The 25,893-nt window shown below is 46.0% G+C and carries 36 protein-coding genes and 2 tRNA genes; 18 read left to right on the top strand and 20 right to left on the bottom strand.

Annotated elements, in window-relative coordinates:
• Window positions 1-14 precede the first annotated feature (14 nt).
• From tkt to THERU_RS07285, 5 genes are read left to right on the top strand one after another with little or no spacing between them, the layout of a single operon-like run.
• Window positions 15-2,003 (top strand): transketolase, encoded by a 1,989-nt coding sequence (gene tkt, locus THERU_RS07305; protein WP_025306621.1) that lies wholly within the window; start codon window positions 15-17, stop codon window positions 2,001-2,003.
• Window positions 1,994-2,554: a GTP cyclohydrolase I FolE gene (gene folE, locus THERU_RS07300; protein ID WP_025306620.1), complete on the top strand. Its 561-nt coding sequence runs from the start codon at window positions 1,994-1,996 to the stop codon at window positions 2,552-2,554. Before tkt ends, folE begins: the two co-directional genes overlap by 10 nt.
• The gene (locus THERU_RS07295; RefSeq protein ID WP_025306619.1) at window positions 2,551-3,489 is read left to right on the top strand and encodes a DNA polymerase III subunit; all 939 of its coding nucleotides are present in this window, start codon (window positions 2,551-2,553) and stop codon (window positions 3,487-3,489) included. The genes folE and THERU_RS07295 overlap by 4 nt, the downstream gene beginning before the upstream one ends.
• Window positions 3,455-4,321 (top strand): PSP1 domain-containing protein, encoded by an 867-nt coding sequence (locus THERU_RS07290; RefSeq protein ID WP_025306618.1) that lies wholly within the window; start codon window positions 3,455-3,457, stop codon window positions 4,319-4,321. Before THERU_RS07295 ends, THERU_RS07290 begins: the two co-directional genes overlap by 35 nt.
• Window positions 4,293-5,093: a radical SAM protein gene (locus THERU_RS07285; protein ID WP_025306617.1), complete on the top strand. Its 801-nt coding sequence runs from the start codon at window positions 4,293-4,295 to the stop codon at window positions 5,091-5,093. Before THERU_RS07290 ends, THERU_RS07285 begins: the two co-directional genes overlap by 29 nt.
• Here the strand turns inward: THERU_RS07285 and THERU_RS07280 are convergent.
• Window positions 5,077-5,481 carry a septal ring lytic transglycosylase RlpA family protein gene (locus THERU_RS07280; protein ID WP_025306616.1) on the bottom strand — a complete coding sequence of 135 codons (405 nt, stop codon included), beginning with the start codon at window positions 5,479-5,481 and terminating at the stop codon, window positions 5,077-5,079. The genes THERU_RS07285 and THERU_RS07280 overlap by 17 nt on opposite strands.
• A 129-nt stretch (window positions 5,482-5,610) precedes the next feature.
• Here THERU_RS07280 and gcvH point away from each other — a divergent pair, with 129 nt between their 5' ends.
• Complete coding sequence (gene gcvH / locus THERU_RS07275; RefSeq protein ID WP_025306615.1) at window positions 5,611-6,051, top strand: glycine cleavage system protein H; 441 nt, start codon at window positions 5,611-5,613, stop codon at window positions 6,049-6,051.
• Here gcvH and coaD read toward each other — a convergent pair.
• Entirely contained in the window at window positions 6,048-6,530 is a 483-nt protein-coding gene (coaD, locus tag THERU_RS07270; RefSeq protein ID WP_025306614.1) for a pantetheine-phosphate adenylyltransferase, read from the bottom strand. The genes gcvH and coaD overlap by 4 nt on opposite strands.
• The gene (locus tag THERU_RS07265; protein WP_025306613.1) at window positions 6,523-6,981 is read right to left on the bottom strand and encodes an RsmD family RNA methyltransferase; all 459 of its coding nucleotides are present in this window, start codon (window positions 6,979-6,981) and stop codon (window positions 6,523-6,525) included. The genes coaD and THERU_RS07265 overlap by 8 nt, the downstream gene beginning before the upstream one ends.
• A gap of 96 nt (window positions 6,982-7,077) precedes the next feature.
• Here THERU_RS07265 and speD point away from each other — a divergent pair, with 96 nt between their 5' ends.
• The 10 genes from speD to topA all read left to right on the top strand — a co-directional run bounded on the left by speD (window position 7,078) and on the right by topA (window position 13,701).
• Window positions 7,078-7,473 carry an adenosylmethionine decarboxylase gene (speD, locus tag THERU_RS07260; protein WP_025306612.1) on the top strand — a complete coding sequence of 132 codons (396 nt, stop codon included), beginning with the start codon at window positions 7,078-7,080 and terminating at the stop codon, window positions 7,471-7,473.
• 22 nt (window positions 7,474-7,495) lie between these two features.
• Entirely contained in the window at window positions 7,496-8,311 is an 816-nt protein-coding gene (gene thiF / locus THERU_RS07255) for a thiazole biosynthesis adenylyltransferase ThiF (protein ID WP_025306611.1), read from the top strand.
• A gap of 2 nt (window positions 8,312-8,313) precedes the next feature.
• On the top strand, window positions 8,314-9,039 hold the full coding sequence (gene pdxJ, locus THERU_RS07250; protein WP_025306610.1) for a pyridoxine 5'-phosphate synthase: 726 nt from the start codon (window positions 8,314-8,316) through the stop codon (window positions 9,037-9,039).
• Window positions 9,039-9,833, top strand: a complete 795-nt coding sequence (locus tag THERU_RS07245; RefSeq protein WP_025306609.1) for a DNA methyltransferase — start codon at window positions 9,039-9,041, stop codon at window positions 9,831-9,833. The genes pdxJ and THERU_RS07245 overlap by 1 nt, the downstream gene beginning before the upstream one ends.
• Entirely contained in the window at window positions 9,826-10,311 is a 486-nt protein-coding gene (locus THERU_RS07240; protein WP_025306608.1) for a hypothetical protein, read from the top strand. The genes THERU_RS07245 and THERU_RS07240 overlap by 8 nt, the downstream gene beginning before the upstream one ends.
• A gap of 12 nt (window positions 10,312-10,323) precedes the next feature.
• Window positions 10,324-10,397 (top strand) — tRNA-Arg (locus tag THERU_RS07235).
• Between the two features lie 3 nt (window positions 10,398-10,400).
• Window positions 10,401-10,472: transfer RNA gene (locus tag THERU_RS07230), tRNA-Val, on the top strand.
• Between the two features lie 15 nt (window positions 10,473-10,487).
• Window positions 10,488-11,354, top strand: coding sequence for a tyrosine-type recombinase/integrase (locus tag THERU_RS07225; RefSeq protein ID WP_025306607.1), 867 nt, complete (start codon window positions 10,488-10,490; stop codon window positions 11,352-11,354).
• The gene (trmD, locus tag THERU_RS07220) at window positions 11,351-12,094 is read left to right on the top strand and encodes a tRNA (guanosine(37)-N1)-methyltransferase TrmD (protein ID WP_025306606.1); all 744 of its coding nucleotides are present in this window, start codon (window positions 11,351-11,353) and stop codon (window positions 12,092-12,094) included. The genes THERU_RS07225 and trmD overlap by 4 nt, the downstream gene beginning before the upstream one ends.
• Complete coding sequence (topA, locus tag THERU_RS07215) at window positions 12,091-13,701, top strand: type I DNA topoisomerase (RefSeq protein WP_025306605.1); 1,611 nt, start codon at window positions 12,091-12,093, stop codon at window positions 13,699-13,701. The genes trmD and topA overlap by 4 nt, the downstream gene beginning before the upstream one ends.
• Here topA and lptB read toward each other — a convergent pair.
• Window positions 13,664-14,389, bottom strand: a complete 726-nt coding sequence (gene lptB, locus THERU_RS07210; protein ID WP_025306604.1) for an LPS export ABC transporter ATP-binding protein — start codon at window positions 14,387-14,389, stop codon at window positions 13,664-13,666. The genes topA and lptB overlap by 38 nt on opposite strands.
• A gap of 124 nt (window positions 14,390-14,513) precedes the next feature.
• Here lptB and THERU_RS07205 point away from each other — a divergent pair, with 124 nt between their 5' ends.
• Complete coding sequence (locus THERU_RS07205; RefSeq protein WP_025306603.1) at window positions 14,514-14,969, top strand: hypothetical protein; 456 nt, start codon at window positions 14,514-14,516, stop codon at window positions 14,967-14,969.
• A 43-nt stretch (window positions 14,970-15,012) separates the two neighbouring features.
• On the opposite strand, the gene THERU_RS07200 is transcribed toward THERU_RS07205, so the two are convergent.
• Window positions 15,013-15,840 (bottom strand): hypothetical protein, encoded by an 828-nt coding sequence (locus THERU_RS07200; RefSeq protein ID WP_025306602.1) that lies wholly within the window; start codon window positions 15,838-15,840, stop codon window positions 15,013-15,015.
• Window positions 15,841-15,899: 59 nt separating this feature from the next.
• On the opposite strand from THERU_RS07200, the gene malQ reads away from it, so the two are divergent.
• On the top strand, window positions 15,900-17,321 hold the full coding sequence (gene malQ / locus THERU_RS07195; protein ID WP_025306601.1) for a 4-alpha-glucanotransferase: 1,422 nt from the start codon (window positions 15,900-15,902) through the stop codon (window positions 17,319-17,321).
• Here malQ and THERU_RS07190 read toward each other — a convergent pair.
• From THERU_RS07190 to rpsJ, 15 genes are all read right to left on the bottom strand, one after another.
• On the bottom strand, window positions 17,311-18,393 hold the full coding sequence (locus tag THERU_RS07190) for a 5-(carboxyamino)imidazole ribonucleotide synthase (protein WP_025306600.1): 1,083 nt from the start codon (window positions 18,391-18,393) through the stop codon (window positions 17,311-17,313). The two genes, malQ and THERU_RS07190, sit on opposite strands and share 11 nt — an antisense overlap.
• The gene (locus THERU_RS07185; protein WP_025306599.1) at window positions 18,393-20,099 is read right to left on the bottom strand and encodes an FAD-dependent oxidoreductase; all 1,707 of its coding nucleotides are present in this window, start codon (window positions 20,097-20,099) and stop codon (window positions 18,393-18,395) included. The genes THERU_RS07190 and THERU_RS07185 overlap by 1 nt, the downstream gene beginning before the upstream one ends.
• A 12-nt stretch (window positions 20,100-20,111) precedes the next feature.
• Window positions 20,112-20,351, bottom strand: coding sequence for a sulfurtransferase TusB (locus tag THERU_RS07180; RefSeq protein WP_025306598.1), 240 nt, complete (start codon window positions 20,349-20,351; stop codon window positions 20,112-20,114).
• Window positions 20,345-20,686 (bottom strand): DsrE family protein, encoded by a 342-nt coding sequence (locus THERU_RS07175; RefSeq protein ID WP_025306597.1) that lies wholly within the window; start codon window positions 20,684-20,686, stop codon window positions 20,345-20,347. Before THERU_RS07175 ends, THERU_RS07180 begins: the two co-directional genes overlap by 7 nt.
• Window positions 20,686-20,979 (bottom strand): 30S ribosomal protein S17, encoded by a 294-nt coding sequence (gene rpsQ / locus THERU_RS07170; protein WP_025306596.1) that lies wholly within the window; start codon window positions 20,977-20,979, stop codon window positions 20,686-20,688. Before rpsQ ends, THERU_RS07175 begins: the two co-directional genes overlap by 1 nt.
• Window positions 20,976-21,176, bottom strand: a complete 201-nt coding sequence (gene rpmC, locus THERU_RS07165) for a 50S ribosomal protein L29 (protein ID WP_025306595.1) — start codon at window positions 21,174-21,176, stop codon at window positions 20,976-20,978. The genes rpsQ and rpmC overlap by 4 nt, the downstream gene beginning before the upstream one ends.
• Window positions 21,173-21,601: a 50S ribosomal protein L16 gene (rplP, locus tag THERU_RS07160; protein WP_025306594.1), complete on the bottom strand. Its 429-nt coding sequence runs from the start codon at window positions 21,599-21,601 to the stop codon at window positions 21,173-21,175. The genes rpmC and rplP overlap by 4 nt, the downstream gene beginning before the upstream one ends.
• A gap of 1 nt (window position 21,602) precedes the next feature.
• Window positions 21,603-22,301: a 30S ribosomal protein S3 gene (gene rpsC / locus THERU_RS07155; RefSeq protein WP_025306593.1), complete on the bottom strand. Its 699-nt coding sequence runs from the start codon at window positions 22,299-22,301 to the stop codon at window positions 21,603-21,605.
• On the bottom strand, window positions 22,301-22,642 hold the full coding sequence (rplV, locus tag THERU_RS07150) for a 50S ribosomal protein L22 (protein ID WP_025306592.1): 342 nt from the start codon (window positions 22,640-22,642) through the stop codon (window positions 22,301-22,303). The genes rpsC and rplV overlap by 1 nt, the downstream gene beginning before the upstream one ends.
• Before the next feature lie 9 nt (window positions 22,643-22,651).
• Window positions 22,652-22,948 carry a 30S ribosomal protein S19 gene (gene rpsS, locus THERU_RS08640; RefSeq protein ID WP_038532510.1) on the bottom strand — a complete coding sequence of 99 codons (297 nt, stop codon included), beginning with the start codon at window positions 22,946-22,948 and terminating at the stop codon, window positions 22,652-22,654.
• A 158-nt stretch (window positions 22,949-23,106) separates the two neighbouring features.
• Window positions 23,107-23,979: a 50S ribosomal protein L2 gene (gene rplB, locus THERU_RS07140; RefSeq protein WP_025306590.1), complete on the bottom strand. Its 873-nt coding sequence runs from the start codon at window positions 23,977-23,979 to the stop codon at window positions 23,107-23,109.
• Window positions 23,980-23,983: 4 nt separating this feature from the next.
• Window positions 23,984-24,280 carry a 50S ribosomal protein L23 gene (gene rplW / locus THERU_RS07135; protein WP_025306589.1) on the bottom strand — a complete coding sequence of 99 codons (297 nt, stop codon included), beginning with the start codon at window positions 24,278-24,280 and terminating at the stop codon, window positions 23,984-23,986.
• Entirely contained in the window at window positions 24,277-24,873 is a 597-nt protein-coding gene (gene rplD / locus THERU_RS07130) for a 50S ribosomal protein L4 (RefSeq protein WP_025306588.1), read from the bottom strand. The genes rplW and rplD overlap by 4 nt, the downstream gene beginning before the upstream one ends.
• The gene (gene rplC, locus THERU_RS07125) at window positions 24,870-25,574 is read right to left on the bottom strand and encodes a 50S ribosomal protein L3 (RefSeq protein WP_025306587.1); all 705 of its coding nucleotides are present in this window, start codon (window positions 25,572-25,574) and stop codon (window positions 24,870-24,872) included. Before rplC ends, rplD begins: the two co-directional genes overlap by 4 nt.
• A 4-nt stretch (window positions 25,575-25,578) precedes the next feature.
• Window positions 25,579-25,893: a 30S ribosomal protein S10 gene (gene rpsJ / locus THERU_RS07120; protein WP_025306586.1), complete on the bottom strand. Its 315-nt coding sequence runs from the start codon at window positions 25,891-25,893 to the stop codon at window positions 25,579-25,581.

Here is a 25,893-nt window from a genome sequence, read left to right as displayed (position 1 = left end):
TTATAATCTAATCTATGCGAAACTACTTCAAGAACGCAAGTGAGAGAGATTGGCTTTTGATAAACACTATAAGATTTTTGAGCTTGGACCAAGTGGAGAGGGCAAAGTCTGGACATCCGGGTATGCCCCTTGGGGCAAGCCACATTCCCTACATAATCTACGATAGATTTTTGAGGTTTAACCCAAAGAACCCCAAGTGGTTTAACAGGGACCGCTTTGTACTCTCCGCAGGGCACGCCAGCGCCATGCTCTACTCTTTGCTCTTTGTAATGGGTTATGAGCTTAGCCTTGAGGACCTAAAGGGCTTTAGACAGCTTGGTAGCAGAACGCCGGGGCATCCCGAGAGCTTTCTTACACCAGGGGTAGAAGCAACTACTGGACCCCTCGGACAGGGCATTGGCAACGCGGTTGGCATGGCTTTGGCAGAAAAATTCCTTGCGGACAAGTTCAACAGGGAAGGTTTTCCCATAATAGACCACTATACCTTTGCCCTTGTGAGCGACGGGGATCTTATGGAGGGTGTCTCCTGCGAGGTTGCCCAGCTGGCGGGACACTGGAAATTAAACAAGCTAATAGTTATATGGGACAACAACAAGGTTTCCATAGACGGACCCACATCCTTAGCCTGGTCGGAGGACGTGCTAAAGAGGTTTGATGCGTCGGGCTGGTTTGTGCAGGAGGTGGAGGACGGCTACGATTTGGCGGAATTGGAAAAGGCTATAAAGAGGGCGATGGAACAGAAACAAAAGCCCTCCTTTATATCTGTCCGAACTCACTTGGCTTATGGCTCTCCAAAGCAGGATGATGCCAGTGCCCACGGCGCACCCCTTGGAAAGGAAGTAGCCCTGCAAACCAAGAAAAACTTTGAATGGCCTGAAGAGGAGTTCTTTGTCCCCGAGGAGGTGTGGGGCTACAGAGAAGAGAAAATAAAAAAAGGTGAGCTTTTGGAAAGGGAGTGGAACACCCTTTTTGAGAGGTACAGAGAAAGCTATCCAGAGTTGGCAAGGCTTCTGGAAAAGTCTTTGAACAAAGATTGGGAAGAAGATTACAGGAAGCTGTTGCCCGAGTTCAAGGATGCTATGGCAACCCGTCAGGCGAGCGGTAAGGTCCTGGCGTCCATATCAAAGGTCATTCCCACTCTCTTTGGAGGTTCTGCGGACCTCTCGGAATCCAACAACACCTACCTTCACGGAGAGGGAGACTTTCCACAGGGCAGGAACCTACACTTTGGAGTTAGAGAGCATGCCATGGGGACCATTCTCAACGGCATGGCATACCATGGTGGTATTATTCCATACGGTGGCACCTTTTTGGTGTTCTCCGATTACATGAGACCTTCCATAAGGATAGCTTCCCTCTCCAGCTTGCAGATCATTTATGTTTTCACCCATGATTCCATTGGGCTTGGAGAGGACGGACCCACCCATCAACCGGTGGAACAGCTTTCATCCTTGAGGCTCATTCCAAACCTTTGGGTTCTCAGGCCTGCGGACCCCAACGAGGTTAGCGTAGCCTGGCACATGGCACTAAAAAGAAAGGATGGACCCACCGCAATAATCCTTACAAGGCAAAAGGTCCCTCTTATAGACCGCCAAGAATATCCCTCCCACTGGTCTGCACTGAAGGGAGCCTACGTGATAGCGGACACGGAGGGAACACCCGATGTGATAGTCTTTGCCTCCGGCTCGGAGGTTTATCCATCCTTGATGGCAAAGGAGATTTTAGAGAAGGAGGGCATAAAGGTAAGGGTGGTAAACGTCTTTTCCTTTGAAGTCTTTGAACACCAGCCAAAGGAGTATAAAGACTATATTCTTGCACCGGAGGTGAAAAAACGGGTAGCGGTGGAAGCGGGAAGAGGATTGCTCTGGCATAAATTTGTTGGGATGGATGGTCTTTTGATCACCCTTGAGGAGTTTGGAAGGTCCGCACCCGGTGATGTGCTCATGGACTACTTTGGCTTTAGCCCCGAAAAAATTGCAAGGAGGATCAAGGAATGGCTGTAGATAAAGAGAAGTTAAAGCAAGCCATAAGGCTCTTTTTGGAGGCAATAGGAGAAGACCCAGATAGAGAAGGGCTAAAAGAGACACCCGAGCGGGTGGCCCGCATGTGGGAGGAGTTTGACCGCCAAAGGTCCTTTGACTTCAAGCTGTTTGAGGAGTTTGGAGATTACAACGAAATGGTTTTGGTTAAGGACATAAATATATACAGTTTGTGCGAGCATCACCTCTTGCCCTTCTTCGGGAAGGCACACATAGCGTACATACCCAACGGTATAGTCTGCGGTCTTTCAAAGCTTGTCCGAACGGTCCGAGCCTTTGCCCTCCGACCTCAAGTCCAAGAAAGACTCACCAATCAAATCGCAGACTTTTTGATGGAGCAGTTAAAGCCAAAGGGTGTGGCGGTGGTCTTGGAAATGGAGCATCTGTGCATGTCCATGAGGGGGGTGATGTCCCCGGGGCATATTACAACTACTTCAGCCCTTAGGGGTATATTCCTCTCTGACCTGCGCACGCGGGAGGAGTTCCTCAAGCTAATAGGGAAGTCTAACCAATGAAACTGCAAGCCTTTTTGGAAAGAATGTTCAATCAAAAACGGGTACCTCAAGCCTTACTTTTTTATGGAAAAGAAGGAATAGGAAAGCGTGAAATTGCCTTTGAGCTCTCCAAGGCTTTGTTGTGCTTGAAGTCCCAGTATCCTGCCTGCGGAGTCTGTGAATCCTGCCGTCTTTTGAAGGACTTTTTCTCCCAGCCCGAAGAAAAGCTAAAGGTATATGAGGACGATAAGTTCGTTTATCTTCAAGGGGACCACCCGGACTTTATCTATCTCAAGCCCGAAAAGACGGAGATAAAGGTTGATCAGATTAGGGCTGTTAGAGATTTTGTTTATATAAAGCCTGCCCTTTCTCCAAAAAAGGTGGTTGTTATATATAACGCAGACGCCATGAACCCTTACGCCCAAAATGCCCTGCTGAAAGTTTTAGAAGAGCCTCCCTTAGACACCCACTTTATACTTGTCTCACATAATCTAAACAGCATATTACCTACCATAAAGTCAAGGTGTTTTATGTTAGAGGTTCCACCCCTTACAAAAGAGGAGCTTGCCCAAAGGACAGGTATAAAGGATGATCTTCTTTTGGAGCTTTCGGAGGGTAGTATTATCTTACTTGAAAGCTTGAAAGAAAAGAAAGAGATAGTGGAAACCGCACTGAAGTTTTGGCAGTTAGATTGGGTCAGTCTCTTTAAATTAGCCAACAAGTTGGAAGACTGGAGCACGGAGGATAAGCTCTTATTTCTTAAGATCCTATCGGGTTTGATCCAAAAAAAATATCTACAAGAGCGGGATGAAAGGTACAAACTCATGCTTGATAGGGTATACTTTGCCATGGAGTACCTGGGCAAAGGCATTAACTTAAAGCTCACATTGTTTTATCTTTATTTAAAGGGAGGTGATAAAAATGCTTCATATAAAGGCGCGCTATCAGGACACTAGGAAGATCATAGAAGTGGATGGTGTTAGGGAGGATGTTCAAAGGGGGGAGTTGGTGGTTGTCAGTTCTGAAAAGGGAGAAGAGTTAGTGGAAGTTCTCGGCTATTCAAAGGAAGGACTGTCTTCAAAGGTGACCTTTCTAAGAAAGGCAACGGAAGAGGATAAAAGGAAAGCTCAAGAAAACGAAGAGCGTGCAAAAGAATTCCATGAACTCTGTAAGAGAAAGATAAAAGAACATAACTTGGATATGAAACTCTTAAAAACCTACATTCCCTTGGATGGGTCCAAGGTGTTCTTTTACTATACCGCAGAACAAAGGGTGGATTTTAGGGCTTTGGTGAGGGATCTGGCAAAATCAATAAAAAGGCGTATAGAGATGAGGCAGATAGGGGTCAGGGATGCGGTTCAGATGATGGGTTGGCTTGGGAACTGCGGTAATGATGTTTGCTGTGCAAAGTTTGCGGAAAAATTGGATTCCGTTTATGTGCACGATATACACCTTCAGAACCTTCCCCTGTCTCCCTCCAAATTTACCGGACCTTGTGGAAGGCTCTTGTGCTGTTTAGCCTACGAGCGGGAAAACTACTTGATAAAAGAGATTCTACCAGATGTGGGGACTTCTATATGCTACAAGGGAAGCGAATACAACCTAATTTTTGTGGAACCACTGCGAGGTTATGCCCTGTTGGAAAGGGAAGGGAAAAAAATTGAGGTACCCTTGAAGGACCTTCTGCCCAACCATTACGAAAGGGCTTTGGAGCATTGCAGGGTGTGTCCCGCGTGTTGTAGAAGGGTGAACGCAGACCATGAAGCTCCTGTTGGAGCTACAGAGTGAACTAAACCGATTGTTTTTGTTTGAGTTGAAGGATGGCTCAAGAATTGAGTCAGTTTTTTACAGGGGAGACACCCTCTGCATTTCCACACAGGTGGGCTGTGCGTTGGGATGTCCCTTCTGTCTTTCAGGTTCAAAGGGGCTACTGAGAAATCTTTCTGCAGAGGAAATATACTCCCAATACAAGCTTTTAAAGGATAGACTCCCAATAAAGAGAATAGCTATGTCAGGCATTGGGGAGCCTTTGATGAATTACGCGAACGTCCAAGAAGCCTTCTGGATGTTAAAAGAGGAGGGACTAAAGGTTTCCTTCTACACCACCGGCTTCCCTACGGAAAAACTGCCCATGCTACTTAGTCTTCCCCACAATGGCGTAACCATATCTGTGCATACAGTAAGAGAGGAAAAAAGAAAACTTCTAATCCCTCATGGAGGAAGTCTTGAGAAGCTCATCAGTACACTGAAACATTCTCTCAAAGAGCTCAGTTCAAGCAGGAGAAAAAAGATTGCCTTAGCATATTTGCTTATGAAGGGCATAAACGACACAGAGGAAGAACTTTTGGAGTTTTCAAGGCTTGTCAAGGAGCTGGGCTTGAGGGCGGTGCTTCTTTACTATAACTCCACAAAGCCTGACTTTGAAGCGCCATCTCCAGAGGAATATGAAAGGGCTTTTTTGACATTAAAGGCTCAGGGTATAAAGGTTACCCTTTCCACAAGATACAGAAAGGACAAACTTGGGGGTTGTGGAACACTCTTGGTCAATCGGTCTTTATAAGGTCCACTATTACTTCCTCTTGGTCATCCTTTGCCACGCAGTGCAAGGGCATCACCTGAACCTTGGCCACTCCCTTTTTGAGCATTCCGAGCTTTTCCGCCGCAGACTTTGATAGGTCTATGATCCTGCCCTTTTTGTGTGGTCCCTTATCATTAACCCTAACCACTACCTCCCTTCCGTTTTCCAAGTTTCTCACCAGGAGGTATGTATGCATATCAAAGTACTTTGACGCAGCAGTGTATTTGAATTTATCAAACCTTTCTCCGCTAGACGCTTTTCTTCCGTGGAACTTTTCGCCATACCAGGAGGCATAGCCCTCTAAAACCTTGCACTCTTGGGCGTAAGAAAAGCCAAAGGCAAGGCAGAGGACAAAAAACCACCTCTTCATAGCAAAAAGGATACCACAGACTGAATTGCTGGTCAAGAGGCCGGTCTTTTACGAACCCTTATCTCTTGTTGGTTTTATGCATGGAGATAGTTGAATATTTCAACAAGAAGCCCTTAAAATACTTTTGCCATGGAAACCTATAAGGGCTGTAAGATTCCTAAGGAACTTTACTATGATATAGAGAACCAAGTTTGGTATCGCCTTGAGGAAGATGGCACCGTTACGGTTGGTGCCACGGACGTAGGGCAAACCCGCGCGGGCAGAATGGTAAACGTCCGGATAAAGCCACCCGGCAAACACGTGCCCAAAGGAAAGCCCATAGCGTCCTTAGAAAGTGGCAAATGGACTGGTCCAATACCTGCGGTCATAGAGGGTGAGATTGTGGAAAGGAACGAAAAGCTCTTTGACCAACCGGACCTAATAAACGACGACCCCTACGGAGAAGGCTGGATCGCAAGGCTAAAGCCCACAAACTTGGAAAGGGACCTAAAGGACCTAGTAACAGGAGACGTTGCCCTGCAAAAGATGAAAGAGTACATAGAAAGGGAAGGTGTAGAGTGCAAGGGTTAAGGGCAGTGGAACTTTTCTCTTAGCTTTTTTGCCACATAGGGATGTACCAAGCCCTCTAAAGTTCCGCAGTAGCTGGCTATGTCCCTCACTATGGTGGAGCTTATGTGTATGTATTCTTGAGAGGGCATCATAAATATGGTTTCTACGCCTGCCAACTTGCTGTTATTGAGGGCAATCTGAAGTTCATACTCAAAGTCCGTAAAAAGCCTAACACCCCTCACTATCACCCTCAGCCCCTCCTTCCTCATAAAATCCACCAAAAGTCCATCAAAGCCCTTAACCTCCACCTTTGAACCTAAGGGTTCAACCATCACTCTAAACATATCTACTCTCTCTTCCAAGTTAAAGAGTAGGTATTTCCTTGGGCTTTTGGCTATGGCCACTACTACCCTATCAAATAGCTCACAGCTCCTTTTAACTATGTCAAGATGTCCCAGGTGAGGAGGGTCAAAGGTGCCCGGATATACTACGCTAATCATCCTCCTTCCTCCATATAGATAGGGCGGTATCTCCGTAAGTTTTTACCTTTTCTGCTCCAAAGTTTTGGCCTTTCCTGTGTTCAAGGATAAAAAATCCTCCATTGTTTAGTTTTTCTAGGGCTAATTCAATAAGTTTTTGGTAGTTTTCATAATCATAAGGAGGATCTGCAAAGATTATGTCTGGCTTGTCTTCCAAGTGTTCTAAAAACTTTATTGCATCTGAAATAATGACTTTTCCCCCTTTTTCCTTTATTGCTTGGGCAAACTTCCTGTTCTTTTCCACGAAAATTACCTCTGCACCCCTCTCCATAGCCATAAAACCCATCTGACCAGTCCCGGCAAACAGGTCTATAAAGAGCATGCCCTCTATGTCTCCCAGCATGTTGAACACCGCCTGTTTTACCATAGATGAAGTGGGTCTGAGGAGTTTTTTTCTACTTGATTTTTTCATAAAAGTTATTATAATTTGTTTTTCTTGCAAAAGGAGGTTTTTTACTATGGTTTGGCTTTGGAAGCTTTTAAAAAACCTTGACAAGGAGGAGAAGAAATGGCAAAAGCCCTCGGACTGCATATCTTAGCGGACCTGCACGGCGTTAACCCTGACCTTATTGACAGGGTAGAGGACATCAAAAACCTTTTAGAGACCGCCGTCAGGGTAGCAGGTCTCACCAAGATCTCCTCTCATTACTACCAATTCCAACCCCACGGTGCCACAGGTGTTATCCTTCTTGCGGAGTCCCACATATCCATCCACACATGGCCCGAGCATGGATTGGCAACGGTAGATGTCTATACCTGTGGAGATCCTTCCAAGGCTTACAAGGCTATGGACTACATAATATCCACCTTGGAGCCTTCTCGGGTCGATAAGCAGGTTCATGAGAGGGGCTTGGTGGGAAGTTCCGAGGGTCAAGAGTTGCGAAGTATTTTGCTGAACATATAAATTTTTACAGTAGAGGGCTGAAATGTTTAAGTTTACAGAGGAGCAGATAAAAAGATACGCAAGGCATATAATCCTGCCCGAGGTGGGCGGTAAGGGGCAGGAAAAGTTGTTAAATTCCAAGGTGCTTGTGATAGGCGCAGGGGGTTTGGGTTCCCCCGCCATACTGTACCTGGCAGCAGCCGGTGTGGGAACCATTGGCATAGTGGATTTTGATGTGGTGGATTTGTCAAACCTCCAAAGGCAGATTATCCACAACACCGAAAGGGTAGGCACCCCAAAGGTGGAATCTGCCAGAAGGACCGTGGAAATGCTAAACCCGGATGTGAAGGTGATCACTTATAACACCCGCATAAGCAAAGAAAACATAATGGATATAATCAAGGATTACGACGTGGTCTTGGATGGCACCGACAACTTCCCCACCCGCTTTCTTATAAACGACGCTTGCTACTTTGCGGGCAAGCCTTTAGTTTCCGCCGCCATGCTGAGGTTTGAAGGTCAGGTTTCTGTCTTTGACTTCAGAATGAAAGAACAGTCTCCATGCTATAGGTGTCTCTTTCCAGAACCTCCTCCTCCAGGTCTTGTGCCTTCTTGCCAAGAGGCGGGAATTCTCGGAAGTATTGGGGGCATAATGGGTTGTATTCAGGCCACAGAGGCAATAAAGCTGATATTGGGCATAGGAGAGCCATTAGTTGGTAAGCTCCTTATCATGGATGCCCTTTCTATGGACTTTAGGAAGGTAAAACTGCGCAAGGATCCCAACTGTCCCCTCTGCGGAGAAAAGCCGGTAATAAAAGAGCTTATAGAATACGAGCAGGTTTGTGATGTGCATTTTTGAGCATGAGGCTTGGGGTAAATATTGACCATGTGGCAACCCTAAGGCAGGCAAGGAGGACCTTTGAACCAAGCCCGGTTTTTTGTGCCCTTTTGGCAGAGCAGGCGGGTGCCCATCAAATTACCTTGCATCTGAGGGAGGACCGCCGACACATCCAAGAGGAGGACCTCAGGCTTATAAAGAAATTGGTAAGGGTACCTGTAAACTTGGAGATGGCACCCACCGAAGAGATGAAGAGGATCGCTTTGGAGGTAAAGCCCAACAGAGTTACCTTGGTGCCCGAAAGGAGAGAAGAGATAACCACGGAAGGCGGCTTGGATGTGGCAAGGTTGAAGGACTATCTAAAGGAGTTCCTAAGGGAAATAAAGGAGGAGGGCATCGAGGTTTCCCTCTTTGTAGAGCCAGAGGAGGAACAGATTTATGCATCAAAGGAGGTGGGGGCAGACGCGGTGGAGTTGCACACGGGTAGGTATGCGAACCTTTGGAACGCCCATAATTGGAAGGGTGTTGAGGAGGAACTTCAGAGATTAAAGACTGCAGCTATAAAGGCAAGGGACTTAGGATTGAGGGTCTATGCGGGGCATGGTCTTACCTATCAGAATGTTAAGGATCTGGTAAAAGAGCTCAAAGACTATGTGGAAGAGCTGAACGTGGGACATTCCATAGTTTCCAATGCGGTGGTCTTTGGCTTTGAGAGGGCGGTTAGGGAGTTTTTGATGATCATACAATAATGAAGAGAGGGGTGCTTAAACACGATCCAGAGCTTTTTAGGAATGAACTGCTTGCTTATAAGGGTTCTTATTTTGACTTTTTTATGGAAAAAGGAAAGTCGCTATCCAAGTTAGAAAAAAGAAAGCTTAGGGAGTGGTTAAAGTCCCAAAGACCACCTCAACCACCCTTTTTAGAACTCTATCATAAGGATGTGAGGGACTATAAGGATATCCTTTTGCCTGAAAGTGTAGATTGGGTTATCACGGACCCACCTTACTCCAAAAAGTTTTTGTGGGTTTATGAAGTTTTGGGTGAGCTGTCTGCATATGTTTTGAAGCCCGGAGGGGGATTGCTTGTAATGGTAGGGCAAAGCTATCTGCCGGAGATAATTGGCAAGCTTTCCAGTAAGCTTAACTACGTTTGGACGCTGGCTTATCTAACTCCAGGAGGGCAGAGTCCCTATCTGTGGAGGATAAGGTGCAATTCCTTCTGGAAGCCAGTGCTTTTGTTCAGCAAAGGCAAATACTCGGGCGATTCTTTTGGGGACGTGGTTAAAACCTCTCCTAACAACAACGACAAACGTTTTCACAGGTGGGGGCAATCGGAAGAAGGTTTTGAATTACTGTTTGATAAGTTCGTTTTCCCAGGACAGACCATCTTAGACCCTTTTGTAGGAGGAGGAACCACCGCGGTGGTAGCTTTGAAAAGAGGTTGCAATTTTATAGGCATTGACAACGATTTGTCCGCTTTGCTAACCACAAAGAAAAGGTGCCAAGCCCTTGGATTAGATTTTATTCTAAAGGGACATGTTTGACCCGTCAAAGGTAAGAAAAGAAAGGACAGAGTGGAGGGATTTGGAACTGAGCAAACGCCACAGGGAGTGGGGTTTCCATTGTCCAGCAGTGGATATAGACTTTCTAATGGTTGAATATTACTACGGAAAGCCTGTGGCAATTATTGATTACAAAAGATTTACAGGTAGCAAAAACAACACCCATCCCAAAAGTTATGAGGCGATTTCTATTTTAGCCGACAATAGCCATATACCCTTTTTCGTTGTTTACTATTACGACAACCCTTGGAGCTTTAGGCTTGAGCCAATTAACAACATTGCCAAAAAGATATTTGAAAAAAATAAGAAAAGGCTTAATAAATGTTTGACGGAGCGAGAATATGTGGAATTTCTGTATTGGTTAAGAGGACATAAATTAAGTCAAGAGGAAAAAAGAATACTAGAAGGTTTAAATAACACCCTACCCAAGCACTGCAAAGGAAACAGAGATGTGTTATAATTAAATAATACAGTCCCCGTAGCTCAGGAGGATAGAGCGCGAGATTCCTAATCTCGAGGTCGGAGGTTCGACTCCTCCCGGGGACGGATGGGCGATTAGCTCAGTGGTAGAGCGCCATCCTCACACGATGGAGGTCGGAGGTTCGACTCCTCCATCGCCCATTTATAATTTATTCTGTGGAGCTCTTGGAACTTTGGAGGAGGCACTTAGAGAAGACAAAGAGCGAAAGGACCACCATAACCTACTTAAACGCCATCAACTCTTTTTTAAGAAAACTCCAACTGCCAAGTCATAAACTCGTTGAGGTCTCTTCTGCAGACCTTTACCAGTATGCGGATAGTTCAGAACTTTCTCCTGCCTCTTTGCTTACCCATTTTTCCGCCCTCAGGCACTTCTATAGGTTCCTTGCCCGCAGAGGCTACATAGAAAAGGAAAAATACTCAGAAATTGAAGAAACCATAGAGGATATAAAGGAGGACTATGGGTTAAAAGTTATACACAGAAAGCCTAAGGCACTTAGTAAGTCTGAGCTTGAGAAGATATTCCAAAAGGTAAAAGGTTCAAAGTATGAAAACGTATACAAACTCTTTTTATACAGCGGTGTAAGGCTGTCGGAGTACAAAAATCTAAGCTCGGATCACTTCTTCTTGGATAAAAGCGGTATATACTGGCTACATCTACCCGCAGAGATTACTAAGAGGAAAAAGGAAAGGATTGCTCCACTGATAGGTCCCACCAAGGAGGAAACCTTCCGTTTTACTCAAGAGCTCTCCCGGTGGTTGGAAGACTATGACGCAAACCTGAGGGTCAAAGCAGGTTCTTTGCAGGTATATACCAACAGACTTTCAAAAAGACTTGGCATAGACTTTTCACTCCATAGCTTTAGGCATACCTACATAACAAACCTTATAAACCAGGGCTTTCCTGCAGAATTAGTAAAGGAGTTTGCGGGACACGCTAACGTGAAAACCACCATTGATATATACTATAGGTTTAACCAGGAAAGGGCAAAGGCGTTGGTGGATGAATTTCTAAAAAGATGAAGTTTTTCTTCCTTACCATATTTCCAGACCTTGTGAAATGCTTTTGTGAGCATGGGATTGTATCCCAAGCCATAAAAAAGGGTGCCTTAGAGGTGGTAGTCATAAACCTAAGGGACTATGCGGAAAAGGGGAAGGTGGATGACTATGCCTACGGAGGGCATCCGGGCATGGTTCTAAAGCCCGAACCCATCTTTTTAGCTTACGAAGACCTTGTGAGCAAGTACGGAAAGCCTTACGTTATAATCCCACAACCTTGGGGAAAGGTGATAGACCAGAGGGACTTGGACAGGCTTTCAAAGCTTGACAGCTTGCTTGTAATATGTGGAAGATATGAGGGCATAGACGAGAGGGTAAGCACTTTGGCGGACGAGGAGCTTTCTTTAGGAGACTTTGTGCTCTCCGGTGGTGAGCTCTTTGGCTTAGTGCTCTTGGAAGGCATTGCAAGGCTTTTGCCGGGTGTTCTCAGCGACCCACAGAGCATAGAGAGGGACTCCTTCAGAAGGTGGCTGGGCTCTCCCGTATACACCAGACCGGCGGAGTTCAGGGGCATGAAAGTGCCCGAAGTTTTGCTTTCAGGCAACCATAAAATGATTGAGCTTTGGGAACTGTGGCACTCTATAAAAAGAACCTTGGAAAAGAGGCCAGACCTCATTCCCAAAGACCTTACACCCTTGGAGGAAGAGATGTTAAGGGCTATAAAAGAAAACCTCAGCTTTGAGGAGTGGGTCCAAAAAAGATGATTCTGTTCTTGGTGGAATCTTTCACAAAGGCAAAGACCATAAGTAAGTATTTGGGAAAGGACTATTTGGTTAAGGCAACCGGTGGGCACATTAAGGATCTACCCGAGGACCGATTGGGTGTAGACTTAGAAACGCTAAATCCTACCTTTTTGTGGAGGAAGGGAAAAAAGAAATTGTTTGATGAGATAAAGAAAAGTAGCCTTAAAGCCCAACTTGTGCTTTTGGGAACGGACCCAGACAGAGAAGGAGAAGCAATATCCTACTTTCTTTGGGAAGAGTTAAAAAGGGTTGTAAACATCCCAATAAGGCGTGTGTACTTTTACGAGATCACCAAGCCTGCCCTCCAAAAGGCCATAAAGGAGCAGACAAACATCAACATGAACTTGGTTAAAGCCCAGTTTGCCAGAAGGGTCCTTGACCGGCTCATAGGCTATCTTCTTTCGCCAGAACTTCAGAAAAGCTTAAAAACAAGAGGGCTCTCTGTAGGAAGAGTTCAATCTCCTGCCCTAAGGCTCATAGTGGAAAGGGAGAGGGAAATCCAGTCCTTTAAGAAGAAGAAGTTTTACTACATCAGAGCGCTCTTTGAAGGATTTTCTGCCTACTTGGGCGTGAGGTTTGAAAAGCCAGATAACGCCAAGCCCTACTTGGAAAAGCTAAAAGATGTCTTCTTTGAAGTCAAGGAAGTTCAAGAGTGGGAGGAGATGGTGCCACCGCCCAAGCCCTTTAACACACCCGAGCTACAAAAGACCGCCAACGAAAGGCTCGACTTTAGCGTGGAAAAAACCACAAGGCTTGCCCAACTGCTCTACGAAGAAGGCTACATTACCTACCCAAGAACGGACGCCCACCGGATGAGTCCTGAAAAGGCTACAGAGTTCCTCCAGTGGATAGAAAAAAACTACGGTGTGGAGTACGTGGGAAGGTTAAGAAAGTTCAGAGAAAAAGCCCATGTGCAGTCTGCCCACGAATGCATAAGGCCCACCAGCTTAGTCAAAAAACCGCCACCGGGGGATAGCCTTGAGCTCTTTGAACTGATCGTAGGCAGAACTTTGGCAAGTCTTTCTACTCCTGCAGTCCTGAAGAACACCAAGGTAATGCTAACTCCTTTGACGCAAGGTATTCCCTTTGAGTTTATCGCAAAGGGAAGGACCTTAGTCTTTGATGGATGGACAAGGTTTGAAGATTATGACTTTATGGAGGAGAAACTGCCCAAGCTTGAAAAAGGTCAGATTCTCAAGCCACAAAAGATCATCTTGGAAGAAAGGCAAACAGAGCCACCAAAAAGATACACGGAAGGCTCCTTAGTAAAAAAACTTGAGAGCTTAGGCATTGGAAGACCCTCTACCTATGCGACGATCATAAAAACCCTAAAAGAGAGAGGCTACGTGGTGGTGGAAAAGGGCTACCTAAAGCCCACAGAGACCTCCTTTTTGGTGCTTGACTATCTTATGGAGAACTTTCCAAAGCTGGTGGATTACCAATACACCGCCAAGATGGAGGAAGTGCTGGACTTGGTGGAGGAGGGAAAGAAGGACTGGAAAAGTGCAGTCAGAGAGCTTTTTAAAGAGATTACAGATGGAAATCCTTACCCAAATAAACTTCCCTGACCCTCTGGTTCAAAATAACATCCTTTGGCGGACCCTGGGCTATCACCGTGCCCTCTGAGATTATGTAAACCCTATCCACTAGCCTTATGGTTTCCCTTACGTTGTGGTCGGTAATCAAAACACCTATATCTTGAGCCTTTAGGTTTAGAATTAACTCCTTTATGTCTGCCACCATTATAGGGTCTATGCCCGCAAAGGGCTCGTCAAAGAATAGATACTTAGGCTTTGGGATCAGCGCCCTTGCGATCTCTAACCTTCTCTTTTGACCGCCGGAAAGATTTCCTGCCTTTTGGTTTCTCAGTTCATAAAGCCCAAAGTCCGAAAGCAATTCCTCCGCCCTTGCCAAGGCGCTCTCCTTGCTCTCTTCAAAAAACTCCAAAAAGATCAGAAGGTTTTCTATAACGGTTAGATCCTCAAAGAGGGTGTGTTCCTGTGGCAAAAAGGATATGCCCTCCTTAGCCCTTTTGTGGGTAGGCAGATGGGTGATGTCCTTTCCTTCCAACTCTATGGTTCCATCATCCACCGAAAGAAAGCCCACCAAACAGTTAAAGAGGGTGGTTTTACCCGCCCCATTGGGACCCAGTAGCCCTACCACCTCACCCCTCTCAATGTAAAGGTCTATACCCTTTAGAACTTCCCTACCCTTGAAACTTTTTCTCAAGCCATATGCAGAAAGCCTTTTCTCCAAGCCAAGTTTAATTATAACTCGTGAAACTGCACCCTCAACCTCTGAAGAGACACAACACCCTTGCAAATTAAGATATTTAGAATATACTTATATTCTTATATTAAATCCCCTTAGGAGGTGTGCTATGTTTGGAGCAAATAGGATCGTAGATATTCCAGAGGATGCCATTATGAACATAAATTATGTAGTGCTCAAGGAGGGTGTAACCCTTGACGATGTAGCTGAAAAGGTTGCTTACCTCTGCGAGCATGTTAAGACGTACCACTCAGACACGGGCTTTTACGGAGGCTTTGTTGCCCTTAATACAGGTGGTGTTTCCCTCGAGGGCTCCACTGCTGGACAAGTCACCGAACATCCTCTAAAGGAGAGGGAAGTCCTCATAATAACCTTCTGGAGAAGCCTTGAGGACCACGAGGAATCCCACAGAAGCGAAAGGTTCAACCAGCTCTTTAAGGAATTAACCGAGTTGGCGGAGAGCACCTTTGAGGTTGTCTATCAGGTTCTTTGGCAAGGGAAAGCATACGACCCAGAAATGGCAAAGAAAGCAAAGGAAGTAAAGGAAACCTACGCAGAGAAGTAAGTGATCAGTACTGGAAAAGTGGGCACCGCTCCTTTGGTGCCCCTCAACCAAACAACTCCTTAAAAATATTCGGTCGTCTTTGTTTGAGTTTGTTTAAGTATTCGTTGAGGTACATATAATCGGGCTCGCTCTTTACGGCCCTTGTCCTTATGTAAAATCTGGGCTCCTTTCCCTCAATTTCAAAGAGTATAAGCCCTAACCCAAACCTTAAACACAAAGACTCAAGCCTTCCGATCTCCTCAGAACCTTTGGGCACTACCAAATAAACCTTATGGCTGAATAGTTTGTAGGCACACGCCTGACCAAAGGCAACCACCAACTGATTGGGATCAAGCTTTATCTCTGCACTGACGATTTCTGGAACGGGCAACTTTATGGGTTCATAATCGGGAAATCTATATATCCCAAAAACATCTGGAGTTCCCCACTTGTCCTCAAAGACTTTTCCACCTAAGGGTACTGCCTTGGAACACTCTTCCAACTCGTCGGTCAAATATTGAGCAAAGGGCTGGTACAGGTCCTGCTCTCTTATTTCCTCCACTGGCTTTGGAGGTGCCTCTTCCCTCACCAAACGGAACAATCCCCTCTCGGGTATAGCTATATTTTTTATGTCTCCCCTTCTAATTTTTTCCCTTAGATTGTGAAGGGCACCATGAATAGTGTTTTCCTTTATCTCCGGGTGTTTTTCTTTGATATACCTCACCAGCTCGGAGTATCTCAATCCTTCTTGAGATGATGCTAAGGCTTCTCTAATTGCTCTCTCTATCTTTTCTCTGTGGGTGGGCACAAAGGCATAGTATATTACATTCTGGAGGAAGATGCTAACTTTTGGCGGAGGTTGTTCTAAAAATATAAACCCATTTACACACAAGAGTTATAAGACTAAAATCTAAGCTTGATGTTTGTAAGTCTATAGTTTAAGCTTTAACTATGCACAGATGGGCAGGTGTTCTTTTGCACATAAGTTCTCTACCTTCTCCCTTTTGCGTAGGAGACCTTGGGCGGTCTGCCTATCTTTTTGTGGATTTTTTGTCTAACAGCGGGCAAGGGCTCTGGCAGGTGCTACCCTTGAACCCTACCTTTGAAGAGTTCGGAAATTCCCCATACTTTTCTACATCCCTATTTGCGGGAAATCCCCTGTTTGTGAGCCCGGAGATCTTAGAGGAAGAAGGGCTTATTTCCAAAGAGACCTTAGATAAGGTAAAAGAAAAACCCACCCAAAGGGTTGATTACTCAAAAGCTTACTTTGTAAAAGACCTGATCCTTGAGGAAGCCTTTAGGAACTTTTCGGAGGATAGGGACTTCTGGCAGTTTGAGGAGGAAAATGTCCATTGGCTGGAGGACTACGCCGTCTTTTCTGCCCTGAAGAAGAAAAACCGAAGTTCTTGGGACCGTTGGACTGAGCTAAAGCCAGACCCTTTGGATGTGAAGAGGGAGAAGTTCAGGCAGTATGTCTTTTACAGGCAGTGGTTCAGGTTAAAAAGCTATGCCAATGAAAAGGGTGTAAGGATCATAGGGGACATTCCCATTTATCCTGCCTTTGACAGTGCAGACGTGTGGAAAAATCAAAGGCTTTTTAGGCTTGATGTGTGCGCGGGCGTTCCTCCGGATTACTTTAGCCCAGAGGGTCAGCTCTGGGGAAATCCCGTCTATAATTGGCAGGCACTGAGGGAGGAAAACTTTGAGTGGTTGGTCAAGAGGATAGAACACTCCTTAAAACTCTATGATCTTTTACGCATAGACCATTTTAGAGGATTTGTATCCTATTATGTGGTTCCCAAAGGAAGGCAAAACGCCAAAGAAGGCTGGTGGGAAAGGGCATATCCGGAGGAGTTCTTTAGCCTGTTGAAGGATCGTTTTCCGGAATTTCCTTTCATAGCGGAGGACCTGGGAACCATAGACCGAGAGGTGGAGGAGCTCAGAGATCGCTTTGGCTTTGTATCCACAAGGGTTTTAGCCTTTGCCTTTTTTGAGCCAAACAGCACCCATCTACCCCATAATCACAATCAAAACTGCGCAGTTTATACAACCACCCACGACAACATGCCCCTAAAGGACTGGTTTGTGGAAGAACTAAATCCTGCACACAGGGAAAGGCTTGAAAAGTATTTGGGAAAAAGCTTGGACAGAGAAAATGTTTCGAAAGAGCTAATAAGGTTGGCCTATATGTCTGTAGCTAAGTACTGTGTGATTCCAATGCAGGACCTTTTGAACCTTGGCAAAGAATCAAGGATGAACACACCAGGAACTGCCAAAGGTAATTGGGAGTGGAGGATGGATCAATTACCTCCCGCGGAGTTAAGCCTTTGGCTTTTGGAGCTTTCGGAGATCTACCAACGCCTCAACACTTGATGGGTTCGTAGATCATATCGTAAAGCTGGTTAAGTTTCTCTACTACCTCTTCTTCCGTGCTTGCCACCAGATTAATGTGTCCCATTTTCCTCCTGTGCTTTTTTTCTTTGCCGTACCAATAGAGCTTGGTGCCCTCCACAGAAAGAACTTTTTTCCAGTCAATTTCCTCATAGGAAACTCCGAGCAAGTTCAACATGCCTGCGTGAGACTTTAGCTTTGTAGAACCCAAGGGAAGCCCGGTTATTGCCCTGAGCAGGTTTTCAAACTGGGATGTGTAGGCAGAATCTAAGGTGTGATGTCCGGTGTTGTGCACCCGGGGTGCCATTTCGTTTATCAAAAGTTTTCCTTTCTTGGTGTAAAAGAACTCTACACAGAGCACACCTACTAAGTTTAGCTCCTCCATCAAAGATCGCACTATCTCTTCACCCTCTGGGAACACCATAGAGGTAGTGTGGTTGTAAAAAAGAATACCTTCTCTGTGATAGTTTATGGTGGGTGGATATAGCCGCACCTCTCCCCTTAGGCTCCGCACTCCTATTATGGAAAGCTCAAAGTCAAAGTCCACAAACTCTTCTACCAAGAACCTCTCCTTTTCTCCATGGTTGGCTTTTACCTTCTGAAGGTCCTGTAGGCTTTTTATCAAATACTGTCCCTTGCCATCGTACCCCAAAGCCTCCGCCTTCACCACCACGGGAAGGTTCAAAAGTCCTACCTTTTGTTCTAAATCCTCCTTAAAGGCTACGGTAAAAGTAGGTACGGGATAGCCCCTTTTTTTCAGAAAGAGCTTTTCTTCTACCTTGCTCTTTTTTAGCTTCAAAATCTCCACGGAGGGAAAGGTCAAGGGCGCAGTCTTTTCCAAAATCTCCTCCGGTATGTGCTCAAACTCATAGGTTATAACATCGCAGAGCTTAACAAACTCATCTATTTCACTGTAGTCAAAGCAAAGGTCTGCCACTTTGCGGGCTGGAGAGTGTGGCATATCGTCCGCCACAAAAAACTCAAAGCCAAGCTTTCTCCCCTCTAAGATGGTCATCCAACCCAACTGCCCACCACCGAGGATTCCAACCCTCATCAGTAACTCCTCTGGGCAGGTTCATACTTAACAATGTTCACGGGTATGTATTCAAGCTCAAGGCGGTCTCCCACCTTTCGGACCAAAGTATGTTTTAAGAAGTTTTTGTCATCCCTGTTTGGATAGTCTTCCCTCATGTGTCCTCCCCTTGATTCCTTCCTGTGGAGGGCAGAAAAGGCAACTACCCTCGCCAGCTCTAACATGTTTCTGAGTTCCAAAAGCTCCACCAGGTTGGTATTAAACACCTTGCTTTTATCCACCACTGGAATGCGTTCCCATCTCTCTAAAAGTTCCCCAAGCTCCTCATAGGCGGACTTAAGGGACTTCTCATCCCTAAATATTCCCACCTTTTCCCAAGTGATGTCTCCCATGCGTTTTCTGACTTCCGCTAACTTTTCCGTGCCCTCCCTCTTCATAAGCCCCTCTATAAACTCCTGAGCCCTCCTCTCTTCACCTTCTGTGAGCGGTAGCCAATCCACCTGCTTGGCATACTCCCTTGCAGCTATACCGCAGAATTTACCAAAAACCAAAATCTCCGTTAAGGAATTTCCTCCCAATCGGTTGGCACCGTGCACCGAAACGCAGGCGCACTCTCCTACCGCATAGAGTCCCTCCAACTCGGTTCCGCTTGTTCTGTAATTTACCACATGGATACCACCCATACAGTAGTGGGCGGTTGGTCTTATGGGCACTAGGTCCTTGACTGGGTCCACACCTTCAAAATCTATGGCAAGCTGTCTTACCTGAGGAAGCCTTTCCTTGATCTTTTCCTCTCCTAAGTGTCTAAGGTCCAGATACACATAGGCTGAGGTGCCCTCTCCTACACCCCTACCTTCCCTTATCTCATACTCTATAGCCCTTGAGACCATGTCTCTTGGTGCCAACTCCATCTTCTCCGGTGCATACCTTTGCATAAACCTTTCTCCCAGGGCGTTGAGGAGATACCCACCTTCTCCCCTACAGGCTTCCGAAAGCAGTATTCCCGTCTTTGCCAGGCCCGTAGGATGAAACTGGATAAATTCCATATCCTTTAGGGAAAGCCCTGCCCTTAATGCAGCTGCCACTCCGTCCCCCGTATTGCCTATGGCGTTGGTGCTTCTCTTCCAGTAAATGCGGGCAAAGCCTCCCGTAGCCAATATCACTGCCTTTGCCCTAAGGTTTACGACTTCTCCGTTTTTTATGTCATAGAGGGCTACACCCTTTACCCTGTTGCCATCGTGGATGATGTCCAACAAGAAGTATTCGTTGTAAAAGTGAATGTTTTCCCTTGCTAAAGCTTGCTCAAAGAGGGTATGTAGAATCACGTGCCCAGTTCTGTCTGCGGAAAAGACGGTCCTTGGGAAGGACGCACCACCAAAAGGTCTTTGGGCGATCCTGCCATCTGGTAGGCGAGAAAAGGGCACACCCCATCGGTCCAGTTCGTATATGATCTCAGGGGCGTTTTCGCACATGAAAAAGACTGCCTCTTGGTCCGCCAAAAAGTCAGAACCCTTTATGGTATCAAAGGCATGAGAATCAGGAGAATCATCCGGAATTACATTCCCAAGGGCTGCGTTTATGCCACCTTGCGCTGCACCCGTGTGGGAACGGGTGGGATACACCTTTGATACTACCGCCACTCGGATGGTTGGGTCCAAGCTTGCCTCTATGGCAGCCCTCAAACCAGCGCCACCGGCACCAACTACTACCACATCGTAGTAATTCATAAGGAAATTATACTACCAGACGACCACCTTTTGTGCTGTAAGAATGAGCTCTGCAATATCCTCGTAAGACTTTAACTTATCTGGGCTTACCTTCAGTCCTCTAGCTTCCACATCCTCTTTGCAAGCATACCAGTTTCTCTTGTATGGAAACCTAAGCACCGCGTCCTGAATCAACACCACAATATCATCCTCTCCCACCAAGTCGGAGCTGAAGTCCCCCAACTTTCTAACCAACCACAGGGTCTTTACCATACCAGAACCGCCTCCGAGGAAGCCAACATGTCTTTTACGCTTTCCATGTTTACAAACTCCACATCCACTGCAAAGTCTTCCTTTTTTAGCCCCCTCTCTTCCGCAGAGAGGTCCTCCACGAAGAGCTTAACATTTACATAACCCATGTTCTCCAAGAGCTTTTCAAAGCCATGTATGAGGAGTTTTTCATGCTTCCACTTGGTTAGAGCATAAACTCCATCCTTTATAAAAACAAGAAAAACCTCGTGGTTTATACCTAAAGCCAAGGCAACCCTTAAGGCTTCGTGGCATCTCCACGAGAACGGGTCGCCTTTTACCAAAAATAGAACGCGCATTAAGTTTCTTGAGGAGTTTCTTGAAGAAGTTCTGGAGATTTAGCCCTTTGCAAGATCTTAACTACTACCCATCTTTTTGTTTTTGAGATGGGCCTTGTTTCCCTTATGACCACCACGTCTCCCACTCTGCACTCGTTGTTGGGATCGTGTGCGTGGTATTTTTTGCTCTTTATGATGTGCTTTTTGTATATAGGGTGGGGCACTCTTCTATCCACACGCACAACTACCGTTTTGTCCATTTTGTCGCTAACAACAACACCCACAAACTCCTTTCTTTTCGTGTGCCAGCTCATTTTTGTCCCTCCATCTGCTTTTCCTTGATAATGGTTAGAACCCTTGCCAAGTCTCTTCTTGCTTTCCTGATGGCCATCTTATCCTTAAGTCCTTCTATTTGCTTTTTAAAGCGTAAGTTTAGAATCTCTCTTCTGAGTTCTTCTTCTTTTTTCAAGAGGTCTTGGAGGGAAAGCTTTCTGAGCTCCTTAGCCTTCATGCTCCAATACCTCCATGCTTTTTGACAAGCCTTACCTTTATGGGCAATTTAGACGCCACCAGCCTGCAAGCCTCTTCCGCCACATCCTCCGACACACCTGAGAATTCATAGAGAATCCTACCTGGCTTTACCACCGCCACAAAACCTTCAGGGTCACCCTTTCCACCACCCATACGAACCTCATTGGGCTTCCTGGTGTAGGGCTTGTCAGGGAAAATGGTGACCCATATCTTCGCACCCTTTTTCAGAGCTCTGACCAAGGTGACCCTGCCCGCTTCTATCTGCCTTTGGGTGAGCCAATGAGCCTCTAAGGCTTGTATGCCGTACTCTCCAAAGGATACTTTGTTGCCTCTGAAGGCTTTACCTTTTAGTGTTCCTCTTTGCTGTTTTCTAAACTTTGTTTTTTTAGGTGCCAAGAAAGACATCTCAGACTACCTCCTTTTCTGCTCTTTTAAGGTCCTCTTCTATCTTTTTGATGATCTCCTCTTTGCCACCCTTTAGAATGTCTCCCTTGTATATCCAAACCTTCACACCCAAGACGCCGTACTTGGTCTGGGCTACCGCAAAACCGTAGTCTATATCCGCCCTTAGGGTCTGAAGGGGCATCCTTCCCACCAAGAACCACTCTGCCCTTGCCAGTTCCGCACCACCTATCCTTCCCTTCACCTGAACCTTTACACCTTTTGCCCCTGCCTTTAGGGCATTGTCTATTGCCCTTTTCATTGCTCGCCTGTGGGAGACCCTTCTTTCTATCTGAAGGGCAATTTCCTCCGCTACAAGCTGGGCATCCAGTTCTGGAGTTCTAACCTCCTCTACGTTTATGCTGTAGTTATAACCGGGGGCTATAGCCAAGAGGTCCTTCCTCAGCTGTTCTACCTCTGCACCCTTGCGACCTATTATGATTCCCGGTCTAGCCACTAAAATCCTGATCCTTATCTTCTCTGCCGCCCTTTCAATGATTACCTTAGAAACACCCGCCGCGTAGTAGCGTTTTTTGATGTATTCCTTTATCTTTAAGTCTTGATGCAGAAGCTTTGTGTATTCCCTTTTGTCTGCGTACCACTTGGAGGTCCAATCCTTCGTAATACCAAGCCTAAACCCAATAGGATGCGTTTTCTGACCCATCAGCCTTCCTCCTTCCTTTCTTCTAACACAATAGTTATGTGAGAAGTTCTCTTTCTCACCATGGTCGCCCTACCGTGGGCCCTGGGGATCCACTTTTTATACATGGGGCCATCATCCGCCACCGCCTTTTTTATGTAAAGACTGTCAAGGTCCAAACCCTTCTGTTCTGCGTTGGCTATGGCACTCTTTAGCACGCCCTCCACTATCCTTGCAGCTTTTTTGGGAATGAACTTAAGCTGATACAGAGCATCTCCAGCTTTCATCCCCTGAATGACCCTCAGCACCTGCCTTGCCTTTAAAGGCGATATCCTAGCATACCTTAAAATTGCCCTCGCTTCCATGTTTTCACCTCACTTCTTCTTGGCCACCTTTGAAGACTTTTCCGGGTGGCCCTTAAAGGTCCTGGTGGGAGCAAACTCACCCAACTTGTGCCCCACCATATCAGAAGTAATATAAACGGGCACAAAGGTTTTGCCGTTATGAACCGCTATGGTGTGACCTACAAATTCAGGTATTATTGTGGTGTCCCTGCTGTAAGTTTTTATAACCTTTCTCTCTCCTGTCTGGTTCATCTTCCTTATCCTACTCCAAAGCTTTGGATCAACCCAGGCTTTTTTATCCACCAGCTTTCTGTATTGCTCCCAGATCTCCTTGTACTTTTGGTAGGCCCTTTCGAAAAGCTCTGGTGTGTGTTGTACCTTCCTTACCTTTTTGTATACCCTCTGAACTTTCTTGTATAGCTTTAGAAAGGTGTCAAGGTCCTCAATAAGTTTATTCCTTTTGTTCCAAGCACCTTTGAAACCCATTACTTAACACCCTCCTTTAGAGGTTTACCCTTCCTGTTAACAAGAATAAACTTGTCTGAGTACTTTTTGCCCCTTCTGGTCTTGTATCCTTTGGTTTTCCATCCCCAAGGAGATTCGGGATGCTTTCCTTTGGTTTTACCCTCACCACCACCGTGGGGGTGGTCCACTGGGTTCATGGCTGTTCCACGAGTATGAGGTCTCCAGCCAAGCCAACGGTATCTACCAGCTTTTCCGTACTTTACAAGCTCGTGCTCTGCCAAACCAACCGCACCAACGGTAGCCATGCACCTTTGGTGGATGAGTCTTATCTCTCCAGAGGGCAACCTAACCTGTACATAATCACCAACCTTACCCAAAACCTGCGCAGAGGTGCCCGCAGCCCTAACCAGCTGACCACCCTTTCCGGGATGAAGTTCTATGTTGTGGATTATAGTTCCCACAGGGATGTACTTTAAGGGTAATGCGTTGCCGGGTTTTATTTCCGGAAGTTCCTTCCCCGCCTCAGCGTCTTCGTAGGATATGGACATGACGGTATCTCCAACCTTGAGACCTTCGGGCCAGATAATATACCTCTTTTCACCATCTGCGTAGTGTAGCAATGCTATACGTGCAGACCTGAAGGGGTCATACTCTATTGCTGCCACCTTGGCAGGCACAAGGCTCTTATCCCTCTTGAAGTCTATAATCCTGTATCTCTTCTTGTGTCCTCCACCTCTTGACCTAGCGGTGATCTTACCATGAGAGCGCCCTTTAGCCCTTTTGTAAAAGTAGGTCAAGGACTTTTCGGGCTCACTCTTGGTGATCTCTGCAAAGTCATAGAGGACTGCGTGCCTCTGTCCGTTGGTAACCGGCTTTAATTTTCTTACACCCATGTTTTTACCTCACCTTTGAAAGGTCTATTTCCTGAGAAGGGTCTATGGTTACTATGGCTTTTTTATAAGCCTTTGTGTAACCATACTTTCTGAACTTTCCAAAGACCCTTCTCTTTCTTGGCTTAACAATCATGGTATTAACCTTTAGCACTTTTACACCAAAGAGGGTTTGTATGGCGTGCTTTATCTCGTGCTTGTTAGCATCCATTGCCACCTCAAAGGTGTACTTTTTCAATTCCATAAGCCTGTTACTCTTCTCGGTTATTATGGGTCTTATTATGATCTCCTCCGGCCTTCTCATGAGCCCAACCTCTCGTAGATCTTTTCCAAAGATGGTCTTGTAATAATCAAATGATCAGCCCAAAGGATGTCGTAAACGTTCAGCCCTTCAACGGGAAGAACCTTCGCATAAGGAAGGTTTCTAAAGGATTTATAGATCACATCATCCTTCTCGGGAAGTACTAGAAGAACCTTCTTACCCTCCAGTCCTTGGGCACGTAGGAACTCCACCGCCTTTTTGGTTTTTGGTACATCTCCGATGGGAATTTGATCCACCAAGCTTATTGCTTTTTCTTGAGCTTTGGAAGAGAGTGCCATCTTCAGGGCTAACTTTCTCACCTTCTTAGGTAATGGGTAGTAGTAGTCCCTTGGCTTTGGTCCGTGGGCCACACCACCACCTACGAAGATGGGGGCACCTCTATCTCCGTGTCTAGCGTTTCCCGTTCCCTTCTGAGGTAGGATCTTCCTTCCGCTGTATGCTACTTCACCGCGGGTCTTTGTGCTATGGGTTCCCTGCCTTCGGCAGGCAAGTTGCCATTTGACCACTTCCCAAAGGACATGCTTTTTCACTTCAACACCAAATATGTCCTCTCTAAGTTCGCTCAGCTCACTCATTGCTCATTCCTCACTAGGTTTTCTGGTATATGCTTTATTCTATTCAGCTTTAGTCTTTGGGATCTTCTGTTGGCTATCCTGCTCTTTTCTACAATCACAATACCCTTTGGATGACCAGGCACAGAACCCTTTACGAGGATTACTTCTAATTCCGGTAAAACATCCACCACCAGCAAGGATTGAACTCTGATCTTTTCTGCACCCCAATGCCCAGCCATCCTTTTGCCCTTCCAAACCCTTCCTGGGTCTGTTCTTTGACCTATTGAACCTACAGCCCTGTGGTACCTGTGTCCGTGGGACTTAGGAAATCCTCCAAAATCCCACCTCTTCATAGTACCTGCAAAACCTCTACCCTTGCTGATGCCTACCACATCTACCAGCTCTCCGGGCTTAAAAATGTCCGCCACCGTCAATTCCTGACCCACTTGATAATCCTGTGGATTTTCCACCCTGAACTCCTTCAGTCTCCTCAAAAGCTTAACGCCCGCTTTCTTTAAATGACCTATCTCTGGCTTTGTCAGTTTTTTCTCTGTGGTTTCAAAGGCTCCCAGTTGAATTGCATTGTAGCCGTCCTTTTCCACTGTTCTGATGGCAACTACCGTGTGCTTTGGCACCTTTATGGCTGTTACTGGTACTGCGGTACCATCCTTTAAAAATACCCTAGTCATTCCAAGTTTTATTCCAAAAGCTCCAAGACCCATGGCATCAACTCCTTATCTTTAGCTCTACACTCACTCCCGCCGGAAGGTTCAGATTCATTAGGGATTCTACCGTTTGAGGTGTTATCCTCACTATGTCTAAAATCCTCTTGTGTTCTCTTATTTCAAAGTGCTCACGAGACTGATCAAACTTGTGAGGGGAACGCAGGACTACCCATCTTCTCCTTCTAGTAGGTAGGGGGATGGGACCCTTCACCATACCCCCTGTCCTTTTCACCACATCCACTATCTGCTTAACAGACTGATCCAGCACTCTGTGATCGTAGGACTTCAGTTTTATTCGTATTATCTCCTGTTCCAT

The organism is Thermocrinis ruber, assembly GCF_000512735.1.
In the GTDB taxonomy this organism is placed as follows: Bacteria; Aquificota; Aquificia; order Aquificales; family Aquificaceae; genus Thermocrinis; species Thermocrinis ruber.
The sequence above is the reverse complement of the archived record's forward strand: the minus strand, read 5'-3'. Positions and strand labels throughout refer to the sequence as shown.

Coding starts and splice junctions, on each gene's coding strand:
- rpsC (WP_025306593.1), bottom strand. CDS start 22,301: ATGGGTCAGAAAACGCATCCTATTGGGTTTAGGCTTGGTATTACGAAG.
- THERU_RS07290 (WP_025306618.1), top strand. CDS start 3,455: ATGCTTCATATAAAGGCGCGCTATCAGGACACTAGGAAGATCATAGAA.
- pdxJ (WP_025306610.1), top strand. CDS start 8,314: ATGAGGCTTGGGGTAAATATTGACCATGTGGCAACCCTAAGGCAGGCA.
- folE (WP_025306620.1), top strand. CDS start 1,994: ATGGCTGTAGATAAAGAGAAGTTAAAGCAAGCCATAAGGCTCTTTTTG.
- THERU_RS07205 (WP_025306603.1), top strand. CDS start 14,514: ATGTTTGGAGCAAATAGGATCGTAGATATTCCAGAGGATGCCATTATG.
- rplC (WP_025306587.1), bottom strand. CDS start 25,574: ATGGGTCTTGGAGCTTTTGGAATAAAACTTGGAATGACTAGGGTATTT.
- thiF (WP_025306611.1), top strand. CDS start 7,496: ATGTTTAAGTTTACAGAGGAGCAGATAAAAAGATACGCAAGGCATATA.
- malQ (WP_025306601.1), top strand. CDS start 15,900: ATGCACAGATGGGCAGGTGTTCTTTTGCACATAAGTTCTCTACCTTCT.
- rplD (WP_025306588.1), bottom strand. CDS start 24,873: ATGAGTGAGCTGAGCGAACTTAGAGAGGACATATTTGGTGTTGAAGTG.
- THERU_RS07185 (WP_025306599.1), bottom strand. CDS start 20,099: ATGAATTACTACGATGTGGTAGTAGTTGGTGCCGGTGGCGCTGGTTTG.
- THERU_RS07175 (WP_025306597.1), bottom strand. CDS start 20,686: ATGCGCGTTCTATTTTTGGTAAAAGGCGACCCGTTCTCGTGGAGATGC.
- gcvH (WP_025306615.1), top strand. CDS start 5,611: ATGGAAACCTATAAGGGCTGTAAGATTCCTAAGGAACTTTACTATGAT.
- rplV (WP_025306592.1), bottom strand. CDS start 22,642: ATGGAAGCGAGGGCAATTTTAAGGTATGCTAGGATATCGCCTTTAAAG.
- THERU_RS07245 (WP_025306609.1), top strand. CDS start 9,039: ATGAAGAGAGGGGTGCTTAAACACGATCCAGAGCTTTTTAGGAATGAA.
- rplB (WP_025306590.1), bottom strand. CDS start 23,979: ATGGGTGTAAGAAAATTAAAGCCGGTTACCAACGGACAGAGGCACGCA.
- THERU_RS07240 (WP_025306608.1), top strand. CDS start 9,826: ATGTTTGACCCGTCAAAGGTAAGAAAAGAAAGGACAGAGTGGAGGGAT.
- coaD (WP_025306614.1), bottom strand. CDS start 6,530: ATGATTAGCGTAGTATATCCGGGCACCTTTGACCCTCCTCACCTGGGA.
- trmD (WP_025306606.1), top strand. CDS start 11,351: ATGAAGTTTTTCTTCCTTACCATATTTCCAGACCTTGTGAAATGCTTT.
- rpsJ (WP_025306586.1), bottom strand. CDS start 25,893: ATGGAACAGGAGATAATACGAATAAAACTGAAGTCCTACGATCACAGA.
- THERU_RS07285 (WP_025306617.1), top strand. CDS start 4,293: ATGAAGCTCCTGTTGGAGCTACAGAGTGAACTAAACCGATTGTTTTTG.
- tkt (WP_025306621.1), top strand. CDS start 15: ATGCGAAACTACTTCAAGAACGCAAGTGAGAGAGATTGGCTTTTGATA.
- rplW (WP_025306589.1), bottom strand. CDS start 24,280: ATGAGAAGGCCGGAGGAGATCATAATAAGACCCATAATAACCGAGAAG.
- speD (WP_025306612.1), top strand. CDS start 7,078: ATGGCAAAAGCCCTCGGACTGCATATCTTAGCGGACCTGCACGGCGTT.
- THERU_RS07190 (WP_025306600.1), bottom strand. CDS start 18,393: ATGAGGGTTGGAATCCTCGGTGGTGGGCAGTTGGGTTGGATGACCATC.
- rplP (WP_025306594.1), bottom strand. CDS start 21,601: ATGTCTTTCTTGGCACCTAAAAAAACAAAGTTTAGAAAACAGCAAAGA.
- THERU_RS07180 (WP_025306598.1), bottom strand. CDS start 20,351: ATGGTAAAGACCCTGTGGTTGGTTAGAAAGTTGGGGGACTTCAGCTCC.
- THERU_RS07295 (WP_025306619.1), top strand. CDS start 2,551: ATGAAACTGCAAGCCTTTTTGGAAAGAATGTTCAATCAAAAACGGGTA.
- THERU_RS07280 (WP_025306616.1), bottom strand. CDS start 5,481: ATGAAGAGGTGGTTTTTTGTCCTCTGCCTTGCCTTTGGCTTTTCTTAC.
- rpsQ (WP_025306596.1), bottom strand. CDS start 20,979: ATGAGCTGGCACACGAAAAGAAAGGAGTTTGTGGGTGTTGTTGTTAGC.
- rpmC (WP_025306595.1), bottom strand. CDS start 21,176: ATGAAGGCTAAGGAGCTCAGAAAGCTTTCCCTCCAAGACCTCTTGAAA.
- THERU_RS07265 (WP_025306613.1), bottom strand. CDS start 6,981: ATGAAAAAATCAAGTAGAAAAAAACTCCTCAGACCCACTTCATCTATG.
- topA (WP_025306605.1), top strand. CDS start 12,091: ATGATTCTGTTCTTGGTGGAATCTTTCACAAAGGCAAAGACCATAAGT.